This window comes from Pseudonocardia humida (genome assembly GCF_023898865.1).
In the GTDB taxonomy this organism is placed as follows: Bacteria; Actinomycetota; Actinomycetes; order Mycobacteriales; family Pseudonocardiaceae; genus Pseudonocardia; species Pseudonocardia humida.
The window spans coordinates 1-17,607 of the sequence record NZ_JAGSOV010000097.1 but is presented as its reverse complement, the minus strand read 5'-3'; the positions used below and the strand labels follow the sequence as shown (position 1 = coordinate 17,607).

The following is a 17,607-nucleotide window of genomic DNA, read 5'->3' as shown; positions in this document are numbered from 1 at the left end:
CAGCCGCAACCACAACCGCTTGAGCAAACGGGTTACCCGCCGCCGAGGTTGTCGAGGACGAGCAGGACGGACAGGAAGCCGAAGAAGGCGAAGGACAGAGCGAGCACCGCGAGCCGCACCCCGCTGATCCTCAGCTGCGCGGGCAGGGCCCTCCGGTTGAGCATGATCAGCAGCCCGGAGTAGATGAACATCTGCACGCCGGCGATGGAGGACGCGATCACGACGAGCGCGAACGGTTGGTCGAGTCCCGCGAGCAGGATCAGCGAGCCCACGGCGATCATGAGCCAGACGAACGCGACGTAGATCCGGCTCTCGGTCCAGACCCGGCTGTCCCGCAACGCGTTGATCTTGAACTGGTCGGCGATCAGGCGGCAGGTGTAGTCGATGATCCCGAGGTTGGTCGAGAACAGCGCGACGGTCGCGGCGACCCAGAAGGCGGTGCCGAACCACGGCGCCACGACATCCTGGAGGACCTGCCCCTCCAACCGCAGGAAAGCGAGGTCCTGTTCCTGCACCCGGCCGACGCCCAGCGTCGAGTAGGCCAGCACCGACAGGATGATCAAGGACAGGACGCCGACGAGGAAGAAGGCGAGGAACTGCTCCCAGTTGGCCACCCGCCACCAGCCGCGCCAGCGCCGCATGTTCTCGTCGTCGGTCGGGAAGACGTACCCCAGCGAGGGCCGCGCCTCTTCGTGCCCGGTGATCGGGGAGACGATCCGGGGCATGTGCATGCCCATGCCCATGCCCTTGTCCCGGATGTAGTTGCTCTGCACCAGGTTGTTCGCGCCGCCGGCTCCGGCGAAGGCCAGCGCGCCGAGGAGCAGCGCGATCCCGAGTCCGCCCTGCCCGACCGGGAAGCCGACCTGGCCCACGCCCTCGGAGAACAGCGCTCCCCACGCCGCGCTCGTGGTGGCGGCCGGGATGGCGACCACGACGAAGAGCATGATCAGTGCCACGAGCACGAACTGGATCTTCTCGACCGCCTGGTAGACGACCGGGGACAGGGTGAGGGTGATCCCGATGGCCACCAGCGCGGCGGTCGTGATCGGAACGACCGGTGCGTCTTCGCCCAACCCGAGTGCGAACGACGCGGTGGTGGCCGCGCCGGTCGCCCAGCCGGGCCAGAAGTTCTGCAGGAGCGCGAAGACGATGAACAGCCACCACCACGGCTTCAGAACCGGGTGAAGCCGGTGATCGCGGACTCCCCGGTCGCCAGCGTGTAGCGCTCGATCTCCATGTTGAGGAAGAACTGGATCGCGAACCCCACCACGGCGGCCCACATGAAGATGAAGCCGATCTGGGAGGTGATGTAGGGCCAGAGGATCATCTCGCCGGACCCGATGGCGGTGGCCAGGATGATGACGCTGGCCCCGGTCACGCGCCGCAGCGGCACGGGCTCCGGCAGGTCCCGAAACTCGACAGGTGGCAGGTACTTGCTCGGAAGGGTGACCTGGCCTCGTCCGCGACAGCTCAGCCGTTGCACCGTCCGGCCGGCGTCCGTTCACCCGATGCGGGCGTCGAGGGGCAGCTCGAAGTGCACCGTGGCGAAGCGGGGATCGCCCCGGTCCCCGCGATCGTCGCGGACCTCCACGACCGGCAGCGAGCGCCAGAACGGCTCGGCCGCCGGGACCCGGGTGTTGGTGTGCAGGTAGATCACCCGGAAGCCGCCGTCGGCGCGGACGAACCGCTGGCAGGCAGCCACCAGTCGACGCCCCAGCCCGGCCCGGCGGTGGCGGGGCAGCGTGGCCACCCGCAGCAGCTGGGCCACGGCGGGCCGGTCGGCGTAGCGGCGGTCCAGCTCTGCCGGGTGCGGCGGCACGTTCGGGCCGCCCACCCGGATCGCCGCGGTGGAGACGACCTCGCCGTCCGGGTCCACCGCGACGAACATGGCCTGGCGGGGGTTGTCGACGTAGGTCTCGACGAGCCGGTCGAGGTCCCAGTGCCACTGCGGCTGGTAGCCGTAGCCGAGGTCGGCCTCGGCGGTGTGCAGCACGACGGCGCGGGCGCCGGCCAGGTCCTCGGCGGTGACGGCGCGGCGGACGGTGTACTCGGCGGGCGGGTCCTGTCCCACGCGGCGGGCTCCTTGCGATCGGGGTCTCATGCGGTGGCGGCGGCCAGCGGGTCGGTCGGGTGAGCGGCCAGCAGGGCGCGGGTCCGCTCGTGGGCGGCGTCGGCGCGCAGCCGGCCCACCGGCAGGTCCTCGACGATCCGGCCCTCGGCGAGCACGGCGACGCGGTCGCAGAGCCGTTCGAGCACGTGCAGATCGTGGGAGACGACCAACGCGCTGGTGCCGTGCTCGGCCACGACCGCGGTCAGCAGCTCGATGAGCTCGGCCTGCCGGGTGACGTCGAGGGCGGACGCCGGTTCGTCGGCGAGCAGCACCCGCGGGCGCACGGCCAGCGCGCGGGCGATGGCGACGCGCTGGCACTGCCCGGTGGACAGCTCGGTGGGCCGGCGCCCGGCCAGCCCGCCCAGACCGAACGCGTCGAGCAGTTCCATGGCCCGGACGCGCCGAGCGGCGCGGTCGCCGATCCGGTGGAAGTCCAGCGGGTCGGCGACCTGTTGCGCGGCGGTGCGCCAGGGGTTGAGCGAGCCCCGCGGGTCCTGCGGGACGAGCTGCACCACCCGGCGGACCGCGGCCCAGCCCTCCGCGGCCGGATCGACGCCACCCAGGCGCAGCTCGCCGGCGTCGGGCCGCTCCAGGCCGAGCAGGCAGCGCAGCAGCGTGGTCTTGCCGTCGCCGCTGCGCCCGGCCACGCCCACCACCTCGCCCTCGGCCACGTCCAGGTCGAGCCCGTCGAGCACGGCGCCCGCGCCCGGGTGGGCCTTGGTCAGCCCGCGCACCCGGACGACGGCCGGGCCCTTCGCCGGCGCCCGCCGGCGCGGGGGCAGCGCCCACGGCACGTCGCGGACCAGCGCCCGGGTCGTCGGGTGGGCCGGCGCGCCGAGCACCCGCGCGGTCGGCCCGCTCTCGACCACCCGCCCGCCGTCGAGCACGAGCACCCGGTCGGCCAACGCGGCGGCCACGCCGACGTCGTGGGTCACCAGCACGACCGCGGTACCGGCCGCGGCCCGCTCCCGCAGCCGGTCGACCAGCTCCACCCGCGCCGGGCCGTCCAGCGCCGTGGTGGGCTCGTCGGCCAGCAGCACGTCCGGCCCGCCGGCCACGGCGAGGACGAACCCGACCCGCTGGGCCATCCCGCCGGACAGCGTGAACGCCCGCCGGTCGACCACCGCCGCGGGCCGGCCGAACCCGCTGGCGGCCAGCAGCGGCTCGACACCCGAGCGGTCGGCGCCGGCCTCGCGGACCAGCGAGCCGACCCGGCGCAGCGGGGTGAGCGCGAGCACCGGGTCCTGGAACACCAGGCCGATGCGGTCGCCGCGGGCCCGGCGGCGGGCCCGGGGGTCGGCGAGGTCGATCGGGCCGCGGCCACCGGCCAGCGCGAGCCGCGCGGCCCGCACCCGCCCGGGCGCCGGCACCAGCCCGAGCACGGCGCGCAGCACCGTCGACTTGCCCGAGCCGCTGCCGCCCAGCACCACCAGCACCTCTCCGGCGGCCACGTCGAGGTCGACGTCGTCGAGCACGGCGGCGCCGCGGTAGTCGACGGTGAGACCGCGCACGGTCAGCGCCGGGGTCACGGGCGCACCACCTGGGTGGAGCGGTCGAGCAGGTCGCGCAGGCCCTCCCCGACGCAGGTGAGCGCGAGCACCGTGACCAGCACCGCGAGCCCGGGGCCGAGCACCAGGTGCGGGCTCGACAGCGCCGCGCCGCGCGCGTCGGCGAGCATCGCGCCCCACTCCGGGTCCGGCGGCTGGGCACCCATGCCCAGGAACGACAGCCCGGCCACGGTGGCGATCAGCTGCCCGGTCTCCACGGCGACCAGCACCCCCACCGGGCCCACCAGCCGCGGCCGGACCTCGGTGCGCAGCAGGTGCAGCCGGGACGCGCCGAGCGCGCGGGCGGTGACCGCGGAGGGCTCGGCCAGCGCGGCGCGGACCAGCGCCCGGGTCAGCCGGGCGAACGGCGCCCACCACACCAGCAGCGCCCCGCCCAGCACCGCGGGCAGCGACGGGCCGCGCAGGCCGACGAAGGCCAGGATGACGATCACCGCGGGGAACGCGACGACGGTGTCGACGACGCGGCGTCCGAGGTCGTCGCCGCGCGGGCCGGCCAGCCCGATCACGGTGCCGACCACGACCCCGACGGCGACCACGGCGGCCATCGTGGCCGCGGTGACCAGCAGGGTCTGCCGACCGCCGTGCAGCACCCGGGACGCGGTGTCGCGGCCGAACCGGTCGGTGCCCGACCAGTGCTCTCCCTCCGGCGGGGCCAGCCGGGGACCGACCCGCTGCGCGGCCGGGTCGAAGGGGGCGATCCAGGGCGCGACCAGCACGACCAGCACCACCAGGGCCAGCAGCACCGAGCCTGCCACCACCAGGGCGCGCCCGGGCGGGCGCGCCCTGTCCCGCAGCCGCTCCCGAAGCCGGGTCCCGGCCCCGGCGCGGGCGCTGTCGAGCAGCCTCACGCCACGGCCTCCGCTCGGGCGTCACCGCGCGGGTCGACCAGCCGCTGGACGAGGTCGACGCCGCGGTTGACCAGGACCACCAGCGCGGTGGCCAGCACGACGTAGGCCTGGACCACGGGGTAGTCCTGGGCGGAGATCGCGTCGACGGCGTAGCGGCCCACGCCCGGCCAGCTGAACACGGCCTCGGTGATGACCGAGCCGGTGACCAGCGAGGCGAAGGCCAGCCCGCCCAGGGTGAGCGCCGGGGCCAGGGCCGGGCGCAGCACGTGCCTGAGCAGCGTGCGCCCCGCCGACGCCCCGCGGGCCTGGGCGGCCACCGCGTAGAGCCGTCCGCGCTCGGCGATCAGCGACGCCCGCAGCACCCGCGACAGCGTCGGGGTGACCGCGACGCCGAGCACCAGCGCGGGCAGCCAGATCCGCCCCGCGGTGGCCGGTCCGGCGATGCGGTACCCGGTCGCGGCCGTCGCGACCTGCAGCGCGAGGGTGCCGAGCAGGAACGACGGCACGGCCACCGTCGCCAGCGTCGCCAGCCGCACCACCTGGTCGGTCGGGCCGCCGGGGCGCCGGCTGGCCAGCAGGGCCAACCCCACGGCGAGCACGACGGCGACCGCGAACCCGCTCACGGCCAGCACCAGGCTGGCCGGCACCCGGTCGAGCACCTCCGCGCGCACCGACCGGCCGCTGACGTAGGAGGTGCCCCAGTCCCCGGTCACCATCCGGCCGAGCCAGCGCACGTACTGCTCGGGCAGCGGCCGGTCCAGGCCCAGCTCGACGCGCCGCTCGGTGCGGATGCGGTCGATGTCGGACCGGCTCAGCCCGACCCCGCCCGCCTCGCCCAGCTGGACGTCGACCGGGTCGCCCGGCGCGCTGCGCACCAGCCCGAAGACCAGCACGGAGGCGACCAGCAGCACGGCCAGCGTGCCGGCGAGCGCCCTGGCCCCGACGACCGCCGCGGGCCGCAGCACGATCACCGCTCAGCCGTCGAGGGTGTAGCCGGGCTGCACGAGGTTCTCGTACTGCAGCGGGTGCGCGACGAACCCGCCGACTCGGGCGGACACCGCGGTCGCCTGCGGGCGCGGGTGCACCGGGATCGCCGGCACGACCTCGGTGTGCAGGGCGTTGAGCTCCAGGACCGCCGCGGTGCGCTCCTCCGCGGTCGCCGCCGCGCTCGCCCGCTCGATCAGCGCGGGAACCTGCGGCAGGTCGTAGCGGCCGTAGTTGCCCGACCCGTCGGCGCCCATCTGCACCGCGAACAGGTTCGCCACGTTCCCCAGGGTGGTGAAGGCCGCGGTCTGGGCGTCCCAGTCGCCGCGCTCGCGGGCCTGCTGGACCAGGGCGTTGTCCACGTACGACAGCTCCACGGTGACGCCGAGCGAGTCCCACTGGGCCTGCAGCACCTCACCGGTCGGGCCTTCGGTGCCCCAGGTCTGCAGCCGCAGCACCAACGGGGCGCCGTCCTTGGCGCGGCGCCCGTCCGGACCGAGCACCCAGCCCGCCTCGTCCAGCAACCGGGCGGCCAGCGCCGGGTCGTGCCGGGTGAAGCCCTGCTCGTCGGCCTGCGGGTAGGCCGGGTTGGAGGCCAGCCAGCTCGGTGCGGCCCCGGTCAACCCCTCCCCGGCGATCTCGGCGACGGCGGCCCGGTCGACCGCCCAGGCCAGCGCCTGGCGCACCCGCTGGTCGGCCAGCGCGGGCGCGGCCGGCGAGGACGGGTTGAGGTAGACCGCCACGGTGTTGGCCGCCGGCGCGCCCTGCAGCCGAGTCCCTTCGGCGGTGCGCAGCTCGGCCACCGCCGAGGGCGGCAGCAGGTCCACGACGTCGGCCTGCCCGGCCAGCGCGATCTGGGCCCGGGCCTCGGGGTCGGTCACCTGCTGCACCGTGATCGTGTCGACCGCAGGCGCCTGCCCCCACCAGGTCGGGTTGCGCTCGAGGGTCAGTTCCTGCTCCGGAGCGAACGCGGTGACCCGGAACGGCCCGGTGAGGTCCGCGGTCGTGGCCGGGGCGGTGAGCCCGGCGTAGCTCGCCACGTTGTGGATCTGCAGCTCGTAGTGGGCGAGCGTGGCGTCCAGGTACGGGCTGGGGCCTGCGGTGGTCGCGGTGAGGGTGCGCGGGTCGACGACGTCGAACGTCACCTCCTCGACGAGGTCCGCGGCCAGCTCGTTGAGCACCCGGGAGCGCTCCAGCGACGCCCGCACCGCCTCCGCGTCGACCGGGGCACCGCTGTGGAAGGTGGCGCCCTCGCGCAGCACGACCGTCCAGGTGCCCGGTGCGGTGGCGGTCAGCGACTCGGCCAGCTCGGGGGCGACCGTGCCGTCGGGCCGGATCTTGGCCAGCGACTCCCCCGCCCCGAAGGAGCGCAGGTAGCTGGTGGTCAGGCTCTCCGCCGGGTCCAGCGCAGCGTTGATCTTGCTGACCGCCAGGGCCAACCCTCCCTCGCCGCCGCTGTCCGGTGCTGCCGGTCCGGTGCCGCAGGCGCCCAGCAGGACCAGCAGGACCACTCCGACGAGGACCACCACTCGACGCACCCGACGCTCCGTTCCTCACGTGCCGCAACCAGAACCGCCTGCGGAGCGTAACTGCAAACGATAATCATTCCTAGTAGTGTTGCTCACAGCGGTCACCTGCCTGATCTTCGCAGTCGCCAGTAATGTGCAACAGCATCCGGAGTTCGCCGACGCTCCGACCCGGACCGATGCCGTGAGGAGGCGCCCTGCGCACGCCGACCACCCACGCCGTGCGGCTGACCGCCACGAGAGGCCCCAAGCGCGCCCGGGTCGGGTCGGAGTACGTCCGGCACACGGACCCGACGTTCCTCAGCCGCTTCCCCGGCGCGCCGTGACCACCCCGCCTGCGCTGCTGCGCGACCCGGCGTTCCTGCGGCTGTGGGCCGGCACGACGGCCTCCGGCCTGGCCACCTGGGCGCTGCCGTTCCTGCTCGCCCTGGCCGTGCTCGACGGCGGGCTGTCCGCGCTCGACCTCGGCGTCGCGCTCGCCGCTCGCACCGCCGGCTTCCTGGTCGCGGTCCCGGTCGCCGGCGTACTGGCCGACCGCCACTCCCGGCGCGCCGTCGTCGGCTGGTCGGCCGGTGCGGCCGCGGTGGCCAGCCCGGCCATCGCCGCCGGCCTGTGCGGTTCGATGGCGCTCGTCGCGGTCGCCGCCGCCGTCGTCGGCACCGGCCAGGGCGCCTGCCGACCCGCCTTCCAGGCCCTGACCGCTGAGATCGTCCACGCCGACCGGCGCCAGCAGGCGAACGCCGCGATCACCCTCGCGGTCCGGGTCAGCGTGCTGGTCGCCCCCGGCGCCACGGCGCTGCTCGCGCTGGCCGTCGACCTGCGCGCGCTGGTCGACGCGACCGGCGCGCTGTGGGTGCTGGCCGCCGCCCTGCCGCCGCGCGGCGCTGCCCGGTCACGGACCGGACGAGCCGGCGCGTCGTTCCCGCGCGAACTCGGGGAGGGCCTGGCCGAGGCCCGCCGCCACCGCTGGTTCACCGCCGGGCTCGGCGCCCTCACCGCGGTCATCGCCACCGGCTACTCCGCGACCGCCGTCGTGCTGCCCCTCGTGGCGCGCGACCGCTACGGCAGCGAAGCCGTCCTCGCTGCAGCCACCACCGCGTACCCGGCAGGAGCCCTGCTCGGCGCCCTGCTGATCGCCCGCTGGCGCCCGCGCGCCCCCGGCTGGGTCGCCATGGCCGGGCTCGGCCTGTACGCACTGGCCCCGCTGGCGCTGCTGCTGCCCGTCCCCGCCGCCGTCCTGGTCGCCGCGTACGTGCTCGTGGGGGTGGGCATCGAGCTGTTCAACGTGCCCTGGTTCACCGCGCTGCAGCGCGAGGTCGAGCCCCGGCTGCTGGCCCGGGTCTCCTCGGTGGACTTCCTGCTGTCCTACGGCCTGGCCCCGCTCGGGCTCGCCCTCATCGCCCCGGCCCTCGACGCCTTCGGCACCGCTGCCACCCTGCTGGCCTGCGCCGTCGTGTGCGCGCTCGGCCCGGCCGCCGCCGCACTGGCGCCCGGGGCGCGCGGGTTCTCCCGGCCCCGCCCGCAGGAGGCCTGACGGCGCACCGACGCACGGCGCCAGTTCCTTCTCGGCTTCGCCACCGCGTGGACCACAGTGTGGCTTCGGGGGCCTCGATGGACCCGGCCGCGGCCTCGGCCAGGAACGGCTGCTGGGTCATGTTCGGCTGCGGATCCACCACGGTGACCGTGGCCTCGCCCCGGCGTAGCCGCTTCTGCAGCCGCAGGGCGCAGTACATGCCGACGTACCCCCCACCCACGATCAGGATGTGCGGGCTGCGTGGCTCGACGACGGTGGGCATCGGATCTCCCTGGAGGCTGCGACGGGGTGAGGACGACGAGGGGCAGTGGGCGCGACGTCCGGCGTTGGTAGTGCGCGACGGGGACGTGGTCGGTGAGCGGAGCGACATGGCACTCCCTCCCGAGGCCCGCGGTCGGTCGAGCGGGTGCGTGCGCCGCCCGAACTTGGCCATACCATACGGCACTGTATGGAGGCCGGTGGCGGCAGACAAGACGGTATGGTCTGGACCATGGCGAGCAGGCGGGACTGGCTGGACACGGGCCTGGAGGTGTTGGCCGAACTCGGGGCGCGGGCGCTGACCATCGAGCAGCTGACCACGCGGATGGGCCTGACCAAGGGCTCCTTCTACCACCACTTCGGCGGCACGGCGGGCTACGTCACCGCGCTGATGGCGCACTTCGAGGCCGAGCACACCTCCCGCTACATCCAGCGCGTCGAGCAGGACGCGGGGGCCGGCGCCCGGGTGCGGCTCCAGCGGCTGATCGAACTGGCGGTGAACCAGGACGAGGGACCGGCGCTGGAGGTCGCGATCCGATCATGGGCGCTGGAGAACCCGGAGGTCGACGCGGCGCAGTCGCGCGTCGACGCCACGCGGATCAGCTACCTGCGCCGGCTCTGCCGGGAGATCAGCGACGACGACGATGCGGACGACCTGGGACTGATGCTCTACCTGCTGGCCGTCGGCGCCGAGAGCGTTCGCCCGCCGGTGCCGCTGGCCCAGGTGGCGCGGCTCTACGACCGGGTGTTGCGGCTCGGCCCGGCGGACGACGGACCCATGGACGCCCGCAGCCACGCATCGTGACCACTCGAGCCCCTGCCCAGGGAGCCGACCGCATTGCCGACTTCGACGACGACCGACGCGATGCCGGCCGTGCGCGATCGTCACGGTGGGCGTGCGGTCACGGGCGTCGGCGAGCGCGGTGCAGTGCGACGACACCGAGACCCAGGTCGCGCCAGCCGACCTGCTCCCAGCCGGCGGCGGCGATGCGCCGGGCGAGCTCGGCCTGCGGGTACCAGGCGCGGACCGACTCGGCCAGGTAGCGGTAGGCGACGGGGTTGCTCGACACGCGCCTCGTGATCGCCGGCACGACGTGGTCGATCGCGACGTCGCGCGCCGCGCGGACCAGCGCACTGGGCGGGACGCCGGTCTCGCACACCACGAGGCGCCCGCCGGGCCGGGTCACCCGGGCGAGCTCGCGCAGGGCCTCATCGGGGTCCGCGACGTTCCGCAGCCCGAACGTCATCGTCACCGCGTCGAAGGCGCCGTCGCGGAACGGCAGGTGCAGCGCGTCGGCGGCGACCTTCGGCACGTCCCGGGCCGCGCCGGCGCGGAGCATGCCGAGGGAGAAGTCGGCGGCCACGCAGTACCCGCCAGAGCGCCGCAGCTCGTCGGTGGACACCGCGGTGCCTGCAGCCAGGTCCAGCACCCGCTCCCCCGGCCGCACCGCCAGCGCCCGGCGCGTCAACCGGCGCCAGCGCCGGTCCTGCCCGGCGGTGAAGACGGAGTTCGTGAGGTCGTAGCGCCGGGCGACCCCGTCGAACATGGCGGCGACGTCGTGCGGGTCCTTCCGCAGGTCCGCACGGGGCGAGTTCGCCGGACGACCGGACCCGCCGGCGCGGAGGAGCCGTCGCACGACCGGAACGTACCACTGGGTATGTCGCGGGGAGAAGGTCGCGGAACGGCCGCTCGCTGTGGCGATCAGGGCCCTCCCGCCGGCCGGGCCGCCAGACGAACGCCCCAGACCAGACCGTATGGTATGCTGTCCTCAGAGCAGCCACGGATTGTCGACTCCGCCTCGACCCGGTCGCGACACTCTCGCGCTCCTAACGCATGCGGCAGCGCATGACACTGCGAAGGGCATGATGTCGATGAGGCTCCCTGTCACCGAGCACACGGCCCGTCCGTGGCGCATCCATGAGATCGCGCCCGACTTCCGGGTCGAGGACGTGTGGGCCTACCGCACGCCCCGCGCCGGGCCGGACGACTTCCCCGCGATGCTGGCCGCGCTGCGGGCCGTCGGGGGGCTCAACGAGAACCCCCCGGTGGTCCGGCTCCTGTTCGTCGTGCGGTGGAAGCTCGGCGCCCTGTTCGGCTGGGACACACCCGATCAGGGCCTCCGGGGGCGGGTCGAGTCGCTGCGCGACCGGCTGCCGGCCGACTTGCGCCAGGACGCGACCGGGGCGGCGGTACCGAACACGCCATTCACCATGGTCTACGAGCTGCGTGACGAGTGCGCGATCGAGATGGCCAACAAGACCGTCCACGACGTCTGCCACCTGGGTTGGGTGCCGTCCGACGGCGGCGAGTACGAACTGCGGATGGCGGCCCTGGTCAAACCCAACGGCCTGTTCGGACGGCTGTACATGGCCGTGATCAAGCCGTTTCGACACCTCATCGTCTACCCGGCGCTGACCCGGAAATGGGAACGCGCATGGCGCGAGCGGAGCGTGCACCTCGGCGCGCGGAGGGACGAAGAACCCAGATGGTCAAGTGGGCAGTAGCGGCCGCACGCGATGTCGACGACGGGATGCCTCATGGCGGAAGCACGGACCCGACGAATCATGGCATGCTCGCCGGACGAATTCCTCGAGTTCGCGCTCGATGTCGAACGATACGCCGACGTGGACGACAAGCTCGGGCGGTTCGACTGGGTGCACCGCCGGGGAGATCACGTCGAATTCAAGTTCCGTCCCAGGATGCCCGGGATACCGATCCCCGCGCCGAAGATGGTCGCACAGGGCGTCCTCACTCCGGGTGAGCGCGTCGACGTCGGGCTCTCGCCGTGGCCGAGGAGCAAGCTCTGGCACCGGCTGATGACGTTCAGCGCGAGTTTCGTGTGCGAGCCCGTCGAGAACGGGACCCTGGTGACCAGGACGATGTCGGTTGAACTCACCCCGGCGCTGCGGTGGCTGCTCGATCCCGTCCTACGCCGCGAGCTGCCGAAGAGCATCGAGTCCGAGGTCGAGAAGGCCGAGGCCTACATCGACCAGCGCTGCAGCCGAGAATGAGATCTGCTGCTCGGGAGGTCCGTCCGCGTCCCGTGAGGCCGAACCTCCCGGGCATCCTCACGCCTTGCCGGGTGACACCACCTCACCCGCCAGGGAGTCGCCATGCCCGCCCTCGAATTCCTCATGGTCCGCCCCGTCCACCGGCTGGAGGGCTGAGCGGTGTCGGCAGGGGCCGTGCACCGGGCTCGGACCACTGCGCACTGGGCGGCGGCCGCGCTGCTGCTCGACGAGCACCGGCGGTGGGTGGCCGCGGCCGTTGGCGCCGACGTCACCGCGGCGCAGCCGGCCGCGAGGGACGAGTTCGCCGACCCGGCCCGGTTCTACCGACCCCCCGACGCCGCGCTGGTCCTCGCCCAGGTGGGCGAGCGGCCGGCCGGGATGGTCGGGGTGCACCGGCTGACCCGGTCGGCCGCCGAGCTCAAGCGGATGTACCTGCGGCCCTGGGCCCGCGGGCGGGGCCTGGGCCGGGCCCTGCTCGCCGAGGCCGTGGCCGCCGCGGACGACCTCGGGTTCGACGAGCTGCTGCTGCAGACCCATCCCGGCGCGATGCCGGCCGCGCACCACCTCTACCGCGGGTACGGCTTCCGGCCCGCCGAGCCGTTCCACGACCTGGGCGTGCCGGGCGTGCTGACGTTGGGGCTGGACCTGGCGGGCCGGCGGGCCGGGGCGGCGCGGTGATCCGCGGGCCGCGGGCGCTGGTCGCCGCCGCGGTCACCGCGGGCGCGGTCGCCGTCGGGACGACGATCTCCCTCAGCGCTCTGAGCACCGAGCTGGCCGGGGAGTTCGACGTCGGGCCCGCCGCGGCGGCCGCGCCGTTCTCCACGGCGCTGTGCGTGGCGCTGCTCGCCGGGGCCGCGACCGGGCCGATCGCGCAGCGCCGCGGCGCCCGTCCGCTGCTCGCGGCCGGTGCGGTCCTGCTGCCGGCCGGATCGGCCGTCGTGGCGGTCACCAGCTCCTTCCCGCTCGCCCTGCTCGCGGCCGGGCTCGGGGTGGGCGGTGGCGCGGGCTGCGTCCTCGTGCCGGTGCTGACCGCGGTCGGGACCGGGGTCGGCCGGCATCGGGCGACCGCGTTGGGCGTCGCAGCCGCAGGTGGGCCGCTCGGGACCGCGGTCCTGCCGCCGGCCGCGGTCTGGCTGGCCGAGCGGGACGGGCCGCGGGGGGCCCTGCTCGGCCTCGCCGTCGTGTCGGCGGTGCTGCTGGCCGGCTGCGCGGCGACGGTCCACTCCGGTCCCGGCGCGGCGAGCGCCCGGCCGGGCCCGGTCCGGACGCCCGGGTTCGGCCGGCTCTACCTGGCCGCTGTCGCGCTGTCCGGCGCGGTGTTCGTGCCGCTGGCGCACCTGCCCACCTACGCGGCCGCCCACGGGCTCGGCCTGCCGTTCGCCGCGGCGATGCTCTCCACCCTGAGCGTGTCCGGGGTGGCCGGGCGGTTGCTCTGCGGCGCGGCCGCCGCGCGGTTCGGCGCCCGGACCGGCCTGCGGGCCGCCGCGCTCGGACTGGTCGTGGCGCTGGGCCTGTGGCTGGTCGCCGGCGCCGACCCGCTGCTGCTCGTCGCGTTCGCGGTGGTGTTCGGCGTGGCCAACGGCGCCTACGTCGCGCTGCTCCCGGAACTGCTCGTCGAGCTGCACGGGCCGGCCGGCCTGGGGGCCCGGCTCGGACTGCTGCACACCGCGTCCGCCGTCGCCGCGCTCGTCGGTCCGACGTCGGCCGCGGCGATGACCGCGTGGACCGGAAGCCCGGGAGCGGCGATCGTCGTGGCGGCGGGGGCCGCGCTGGTCGGCTGGTCGGCTCTCCGCGAAGCATCCACCCACCCCCGGGCCGCCGCCGTGCCCGCTCCCACCGAAGGAGGATCCCGATGACCACCGCACAACGGCTCGCGGTACCCGCCGACATCCCCCGGATCGCCGCGCTGATGCGGACATCGGTCCGCACGCTGTTCCCGCGGTCCTACTCGGCCGACCAGACGGCCAGCGCCGCCCGCTACCTCACCGAGCCCGACCCCGCGCTGATCGAGGACGGCACCTACTTCGTGCACGAGGCGGACGGCGAGATCGTCGCGTGCGGGGGCTGGAGCCGGCGCGGGCGGCTGCACGCCGGAACCGGGGCAGGGGCCGACGACGACCGCCTGCTGGACCCGGCCACCGAACCGGCCCGGGTCAGGGCGATGTTCGTGCGCGGCGACTGGACGCGCCGCGGCCTGGGCCGCGCGGTGCTCGCCGCGAGCGAGCAGGCGGCCCGCCGGCGGGGCTTCGCCGCTCTCACCCTGATGGCGACGCTGCCCGGCGTGCCGCTCTACGCCGCCTACGGCTTCGCCGAGGTCGAGCGGGTCGCCGTCGCCCTGCCCGACGGGGTGGTCCTGGACTGCGCCGAGATGGCCATGCCCCTCCGTCCCTCCCGACCCGGGGACCCGATCGGCCTGGTCTGACCGCTCTGTCGCCGCGGTGCGCGGCACGCGACACTGACCCGGTGCTACTGGGCCGGGACGGCGAGGTCGCGGCCCTGCGCGGCCTGCTGGCGCACCACCGGCTCGTCACCGTGACCGGCGCGGGTGGTGTCGGCAAGACGGCGCTGGCCCGGGCGGGCGCGTCGGCCTCGCCGTCGTCGGTGACGAGCGAGCTGGCCGAGGTGAGCAGGCCCCAGGAGGTGCCCGACGCGGTCGCCGCCGCGCTGGGGTTCCCGTCGCTGGCCGCCGCGCTGCTCGCGCCGCGGCGCGACGGGCTGCTGCTCGTGCTCGACAACTGCGAGCACGTCCTCGACGCCGCCGCCGACACCGCTGCCCGACTGCTCGACGGGCGCCCCGAGCTCACGGTGCTCGCCACCAGCCGCGAACCGCTGGGACTGGCCGACGAGCGGATCCTGCCGCTGGCCCCGCTGGCGCTGCCGGCCGTGGACGACCCGGACCGGCTGGCCGATTCCCCCGCCGCTGCGCTCCTGCTGGCCCACGCCCGGGCCGCGGGGCACGAACTCGTCCTCGACGTCGCCGGCGCGGCCGCCGTCGCCGCGCTGTGCCGGCGGCTCGACGGCCTGCCGCTGGCGCTGGAGCTGGCCGCGGCGCGCACCCGCAGCCTCACCCCCAGCGAGATCCTCGCCCATCTCGACGACCGGCTCGACCTGCTCAGCCGCGCGGACCACCGGGGCCCGCGCCGGCACCGCAGCCTGGAGGCGGCGATCAGCTGGTCCTACGACCGGTTGCCGGAGCCGACCGCCCGCTTCTTCGACCGGCTGGGCGTGTTCGCCGGCCGGTTCACCGCCGACGAGGCGCGCGTGGTCGCCGGTGCGCCGGATGCCGACCGGCTCACCATCGCCGACCGCCTCGACCACCTCGTCGGGCAGTCGCTGCTCACCGTCCGGCAGCAGGACGGGCGGAGCTGGTACGGGCTGCTGGAGACGCTGCGGGCGTTCGCCCGCGCCCGCCTGGTCGAGCGCGGTGAGTTCGACGAGGCCCACGATCGCTGGGTGGACCGGCTGGTCGCGCGGGCCGCCGGCACCCGGTGGGGCACGGAGCCGTCGGAGGGCCCCGAGGTCCGGTCCGTCACCCGGGCCGCGCAGACCGACCTCCTCGATGCCCTGCACTGGTGCCTCGCCCACGACGACACGCCCGAACGGGCGGGCTCGCTCGTCAGGCAGGCCGTCGTGGTCGTGCACGGCGCGCGCCCGGAGCCGGTCATCGAGGTGGGCGAGGACCTGCTGCGCCGCTGGCCCGACCCGCGGTCCCGGGCGTGGCCGGAGTTCGCGGCCGTCGCCGCGTTCGCGCACATGGTCGTCCGGTCGACCGACCGCGCCGCCGAGCTGGCCCGCCGAGCCCTCGACGCCGATCCCAGCCCGTTCGCCGCCGTGCTGGCCCTGCGCACCCTGTACTTCCACGACCTGCTCGCCGGTCGGCCCGCCCGGGCGCTGCGCTGGGCCGACCAGGCCGTGGCGCGCGCCGACGCGGGGGACGAGCCGGGCTGGGCCAGCGAGATGCGCACGTTCCGGGCCAGCGCCCTTGCCGCCCTCGGCCGGCTCGACGAGGCCGCCCGCCAGGCCGGTGACGCGCACACCAAGGCCGTCGCGGCCGGCGGCGGTTTCCCGGAGGCCCTCGCCGCGCTGGCCTGCGCCACCATCCTGACGATCGACGATGTCGACCGCGGCCGGGCCACCCTGACCGCCCTGGCCGAGCGGACCCGCGCAGCGGGCTACCCGCTGGTCGAGGGCCCGTGCCACTGGACCCTGGCCGGCATCGCGCTGCGCGAGGGCCGCGCGGCCGCCGCCGCGGACCGGCTCGTCGCGGCGCTGGAGGTGTTCGTCCGGATCGGGCACGCCGTGCCGCTGCAGGTCACGCTGCGGTTGATCGCCGAGCTCGCCGGGGCCGTCGGGCACGGCCAGGCGAGTGCGGTCCTGCGGGAGGCCGCAGGCAGCGCCCGGACCTTGACGCTCTACGAGTGGGAGTGGCGCGACCGGCTCGCCGACGTCGCCGCCCCCGCCGGGCCGTCGACGGTGCCCGTCCGCCACGCCGTCGCCCTCGCCCGCCGGGAACTCGCGACGATCGCCGGGTCCGCATCCGCTGACAACCGGTTCGTGCTCGACGGGGCGGTGTGGACGGTCTCCTTCGCCGGGCACACCGCCCGGCTGCCCGACGCCAAGGGCCTGCACGACCTCGCGACGCTGCTCGGCAGGCCAAATGCGGAGGTGCACTGCACGGAGCTGATCGGCGCGCGGGTCGAGCAGCCCGACACCGGCGAACTGCTCGACCCGCAGGCCCGGCGCAGCTACGAGGCCCGGATCATCGAGCTGCAGGACGTACTCACCGAGGCCGAGGACGCGGCGGACCTCGGGCGGGCCGGGGCCGCCCGCACCGAGCTGGACCTGCTCGTCGACCAGTTGGCCGCCGCCACCGGGCTCGCCGGGCGGCCGCGCCGCGGCGGAGGGTCCACCGAGCGCGCCCGCAGCGCCGTGACCTGGCGGATCCACGCCGCCATGCGCCGTGTCGAGGAGGCGCACCCGGCGCTCGGCCGGCACCTGCGTGCGAGCGTCCGCACCGGCACCCGGTGCTGCTACGCACCGGAGCAGGAGACCGCCTGGGACCTGCGCTCCGCGGTAGGAGCGCCGCGCTGAATCGGCGCTGCGGCGCCGGTCGACGGTCGGCGTCCGCGGCTGCTGCACCCGATGCCCGCGGATCGAGCGGGGCCGCGATCCGGTCGATTCGCGTGACGGTCCGACTCAGCAGATCACTCGTGGCAGGGGCGCCTACCCCACATCCCAAGCCCTACGTCGTCGGGCGATCAGGCGTATGCCGCGGTCCGCGAGGCGATCATGACGGGGGTTCTGCCTCGGGGCGGCAAGGTGACCGAGCGCGGTCTGGCCGAGTCGCTCAAGATCAGCCCCACGCCGGTGCGCGAGGCGCTTCGACGCCTCGAGCAGGATCGCCTGGTGAAACGCGAGGGACCCCGGTCGGTGCGGGTGGCGCAGTTCGACGACGCCGAGTCGCTGCAGATCACGATGATCGAGGACGCGCTGCGCGCACTCGCGGCCCGGCTGGCGGCCGTGAACGCGTAGCAGTACTAGTGGCCCGTCACGCAGCCTTGGCCGGGTAATGGGTCCAGGTCCGGATCGGTGACCCGACCGCGAAGTTGACCTTGGGCTCGGCGTGGATGTTGTGCCAGCGGACGTAGCCGGCGATCGCCGCGTTCTGCTCGGCGTGGCTGCGGTGATCGGTGCCGTTGAGGGCGAAGTAGCGCAGCGCGGCGAACTCGCTCTCGATCCAGTTCAGCCAGGACCGGTAGGTCGGCAG

General features: G+C 75.2%; 15 protein-coding genes and 3 pseudogenes. 9 read left to right on the top strand and 9 right to left on the bottom strand.

Translation table 11 applies throughout. The features are described from left to right. Positions 1-32: 32 nt before the first annotated feature. The 6 genes and pseudogenes from KDL28_RS38435 to KDL28_RS38410 form a co-directional block, all read right to left on the bottom strand. A pseudogene (locus tag KDL28_RS38435) lies at positions 33-1,327 on the bottom strand (Nramp family divalent metal transporter). A 174-nt stretch (positions 1,328-1,501) separates the two neighbouring features. Next, on the bottom strand, positions 1,502-2,071 hold the full coding sequence (locus KDL28_RS38430; protein WP_252446420.1) for a GNAT family N-acetyltransferase: 570 nt from the start codon (positions 2,069-2,071) through the stop codon (positions 1,502-1,504). Positions 2,072-2,097: 26 nt separating this feature from the next. Then, positions 2,098-3,639 carry an ABC transporter ATP-binding protein gene (locus tag KDL28_RS38425; RefSeq protein WP_252446419.1) on the bottom strand — a complete coding sequence of 514 codons (1,542 nt, stop codon included), beginning with the start codon at positions 3,637-3,639 and terminating at the stop codon, positions 2,098-2,100. Further along, on the bottom strand, positions 3,636-4,526 hold the full coding sequence (locus KDL28_RS38420; RefSeq protein WP_308216129.1) for an ABC transporter permease: 891 nt from the start codon (positions 4,524-4,526) through the stop codon (positions 3,636-3,638). The genes KDL28_RS38425 and KDL28_RS38420 overlap by 4 nt, the downstream gene beginning before the upstream one ends. Next, on the bottom strand, positions 4,523-5,497 hold the full coding sequence (locus KDL28_RS38415) for an ABC transporter permease (protein ID WP_252446418.1): 975 nt from the start codon (positions 5,495-5,497) through the stop codon (positions 4,523-4,525). The genes KDL28_RS38420 and KDL28_RS38415 overlap by 4 nt, the downstream gene beginning before the upstream one ends. 3 nt (positions 5,498-5,500) lie before the next feature. Next, positions 5,501-7,048: an ABC transporter substrate-binding protein gene (locus KDL28_RS38410; RefSeq protein WP_252446417.1), complete on the bottom strand. Its 1,548-nt coding sequence runs from the start codon at positions 7,046-7,048 to the stop codon at positions 5,501-5,503. A 310-nt stretch (positions 7,049-7,358) separates the two neighbouring features. Between KDL28_RS38410 and KDL28_RS38405 the strand changes: the two genes are divergently transcribed. After that, positions 7,359-8,570, top strand: coding sequence for an MFS transporter (locus tag KDL28_RS38405; protein WP_252446416.1), 1,212 nt, complete (start codon positions 7,359-7,361; stop codon positions 8,568-8,570). Positions 8,571-8,643: 73 nt separating this feature from the next. On the opposite strand, the pseudogene KDL28_RS38400 reads toward KDL28_RS38405, so the two are convergent. Further along, positions 8,644-8,832, bottom strand: a pseudogene (locus tag KDL28_RS38400) (FAD/NAD(P)-binding protein); the annotation flags it as partial. A 228-nt stretch (positions 8,833-9,060) separates the two neighbouring features. On the opposite strand from KDL28_RS38400, the gene KDL28_RS38395 reads away from it, so the two are divergent. Continuing rightward, on the top strand, positions 9,061-9,633 hold the full coding sequence (locus tag KDL28_RS38395) for a TetR/AcrR family transcriptional regulator (protein WP_252446415.1): 573 nt from the start codon (positions 9,061-9,063) through the stop codon (positions 9,631-9,633). Positions 9,634-9,730: 97 nt separating this feature from the next. Here the strand turns inward: KDL28_RS38395 and KDL28_RS38390 are convergent, their stop codons facing one another. Beyond that, positions 9,731-10,375, bottom strand: a complete 645-nt coding sequence (locus KDL28_RS38390; protein WP_252446439.1) for a ubiquinone/menaquinone biosynthesis methyltransferase — start codon at positions 10,373-10,375, stop codon at positions 9,731-9,733. 319 nt (positions 10,376-10,694) lie between these two features. Between KDL28_RS38390 and KDL28_RS38385 the strand changes: the two genes are divergently transcribed. The 7 genes from KDL28_RS38385 (at position 10,695) to KDL28_RS38355 (ending at position 17,372) form a co-directional block, all read left to right on the top strand. Then, positions 10,695-11,333, top strand: a complete 639-nt coding sequence (locus tag KDL28_RS38385) for a DUF2867 domain-containing protein (RefSeq protein WP_252446414.1) — start codon at positions 10,695-10,697, stop codon at positions 11,331-11,333. A gap of 33 nt (positions 11,334-11,366) precedes the next feature. After that, on the top strand, positions 11,367-11,840 hold the full coding sequence (locus tag KDL28_RS38380; RefSeq protein ID WP_252446413.1) for an SRPBCC family protein: 474 nt from the start codon (positions 11,367-11,369) through the stop codon (positions 11,838-11,840). A gap of 174 nt (positions 11,841-12,014) precedes the next feature. Beyond that, positions 12,015-12,518 (top strand): GNAT family N-acetyltransferase, encoded by a 504-nt coding sequence (locus tag KDL28_RS38375; protein WP_252446412.1) that lies wholly within the window; start codon positions 12,015-12,017, stop codon positions 12,516-12,518. Next, on the top strand, positions 12,515-13,696 hold the full coding sequence (locus KDL28_RS38370) for an MFS transporter (protein WP_252446411.1): 1,182 nt from the start codon (positions 12,515-12,517) through the stop codon (positions 13,694-13,696). The genes KDL28_RS38375 and KDL28_RS38370 overlap by 4 nt, the downstream gene beginning before the upstream one ends. Next, positions 13,693-14,262: a GNAT family N-acetyltransferase gene (locus tag KDL28_RS38365; RefSeq protein WP_252446410.1), complete on the top strand. Its 570-nt coding sequence runs from the start codon at positions 13,693-13,695 to the stop codon at positions 14,260-14,262. The genes KDL28_RS38370 and KDL28_RS38365 overlap by 4 nt, the downstream gene beginning before the upstream one ends. Before the next feature lie 41 nt (positions 14,263-14,303). After that, on the top strand, positions 14,304-16,931 hold the full coding sequence (locus tag KDL28_RS38360; RefSeq protein WP_252446409.1) for an ATP-binding protein: 2,628 nt from the start codon (positions 14,304-14,306) through the stop codon (positions 16,929-16,931). A gap of 141 nt (positions 16,932-17,072) precedes the next feature. Next, a complete protein-coding gene (locus KDL28_RS38355) occupies positions 17,073-17,372 on the top strand; it encodes a GntR family transcriptional regulator (protein ID WP_308216130.1) in 300 nt (99 codons plus the stop codon). A 16-nt stretch (positions 17,373-17,388) separates the two neighbouring features. Here the strand turns inward: KDL28_RS38355 and KDL28_RS38350 are convergent. Then, positions 17,389-17,607: pseudogene (locus tag KDL28_RS38350) on the bottom strand (IS630 family transposase); the annotation flags it as partial.

Bases quoted from the DNA above. Each gene is read 5' to 3' on its own strand.
- KDL28_RS38395 (WP_252446415.1), top strand. From the start codon at position 9,061: ATGGCGAGCAGGCGGGACTGGCTGGACACGGGCCTGGAGGTGTTGGCC.
- KDL28_RS38390 (WP_252446439.1), bottom strand. From the start codon at position 10,375: ATGTTCGACGGGGTCGCCCGGCGCTACGACCTCACGAACTCCGTCTTC.
- KDL28_RS38385 (WP_252446414.1), top strand. From the start codon at position 10,695: ATGTCGATGAGGCTCCCTGTCACCGAGCACACGGCCCGTCCGTGGCGC.
- KDL28_RS38380 (WP_252446413.1), top strand. From the start codon at position 11,367: ATGGCGGAAGCACGGACCCGACGAATCATGGCATGCTCGCCGGACGAA.
- KDL28_RS38365 (WP_252446410.1), top strand. From the start codon at position 13,693: ATGACCACCGCACAACGGCTCGCGGTACCCGCCGACATCCCCCGGATC.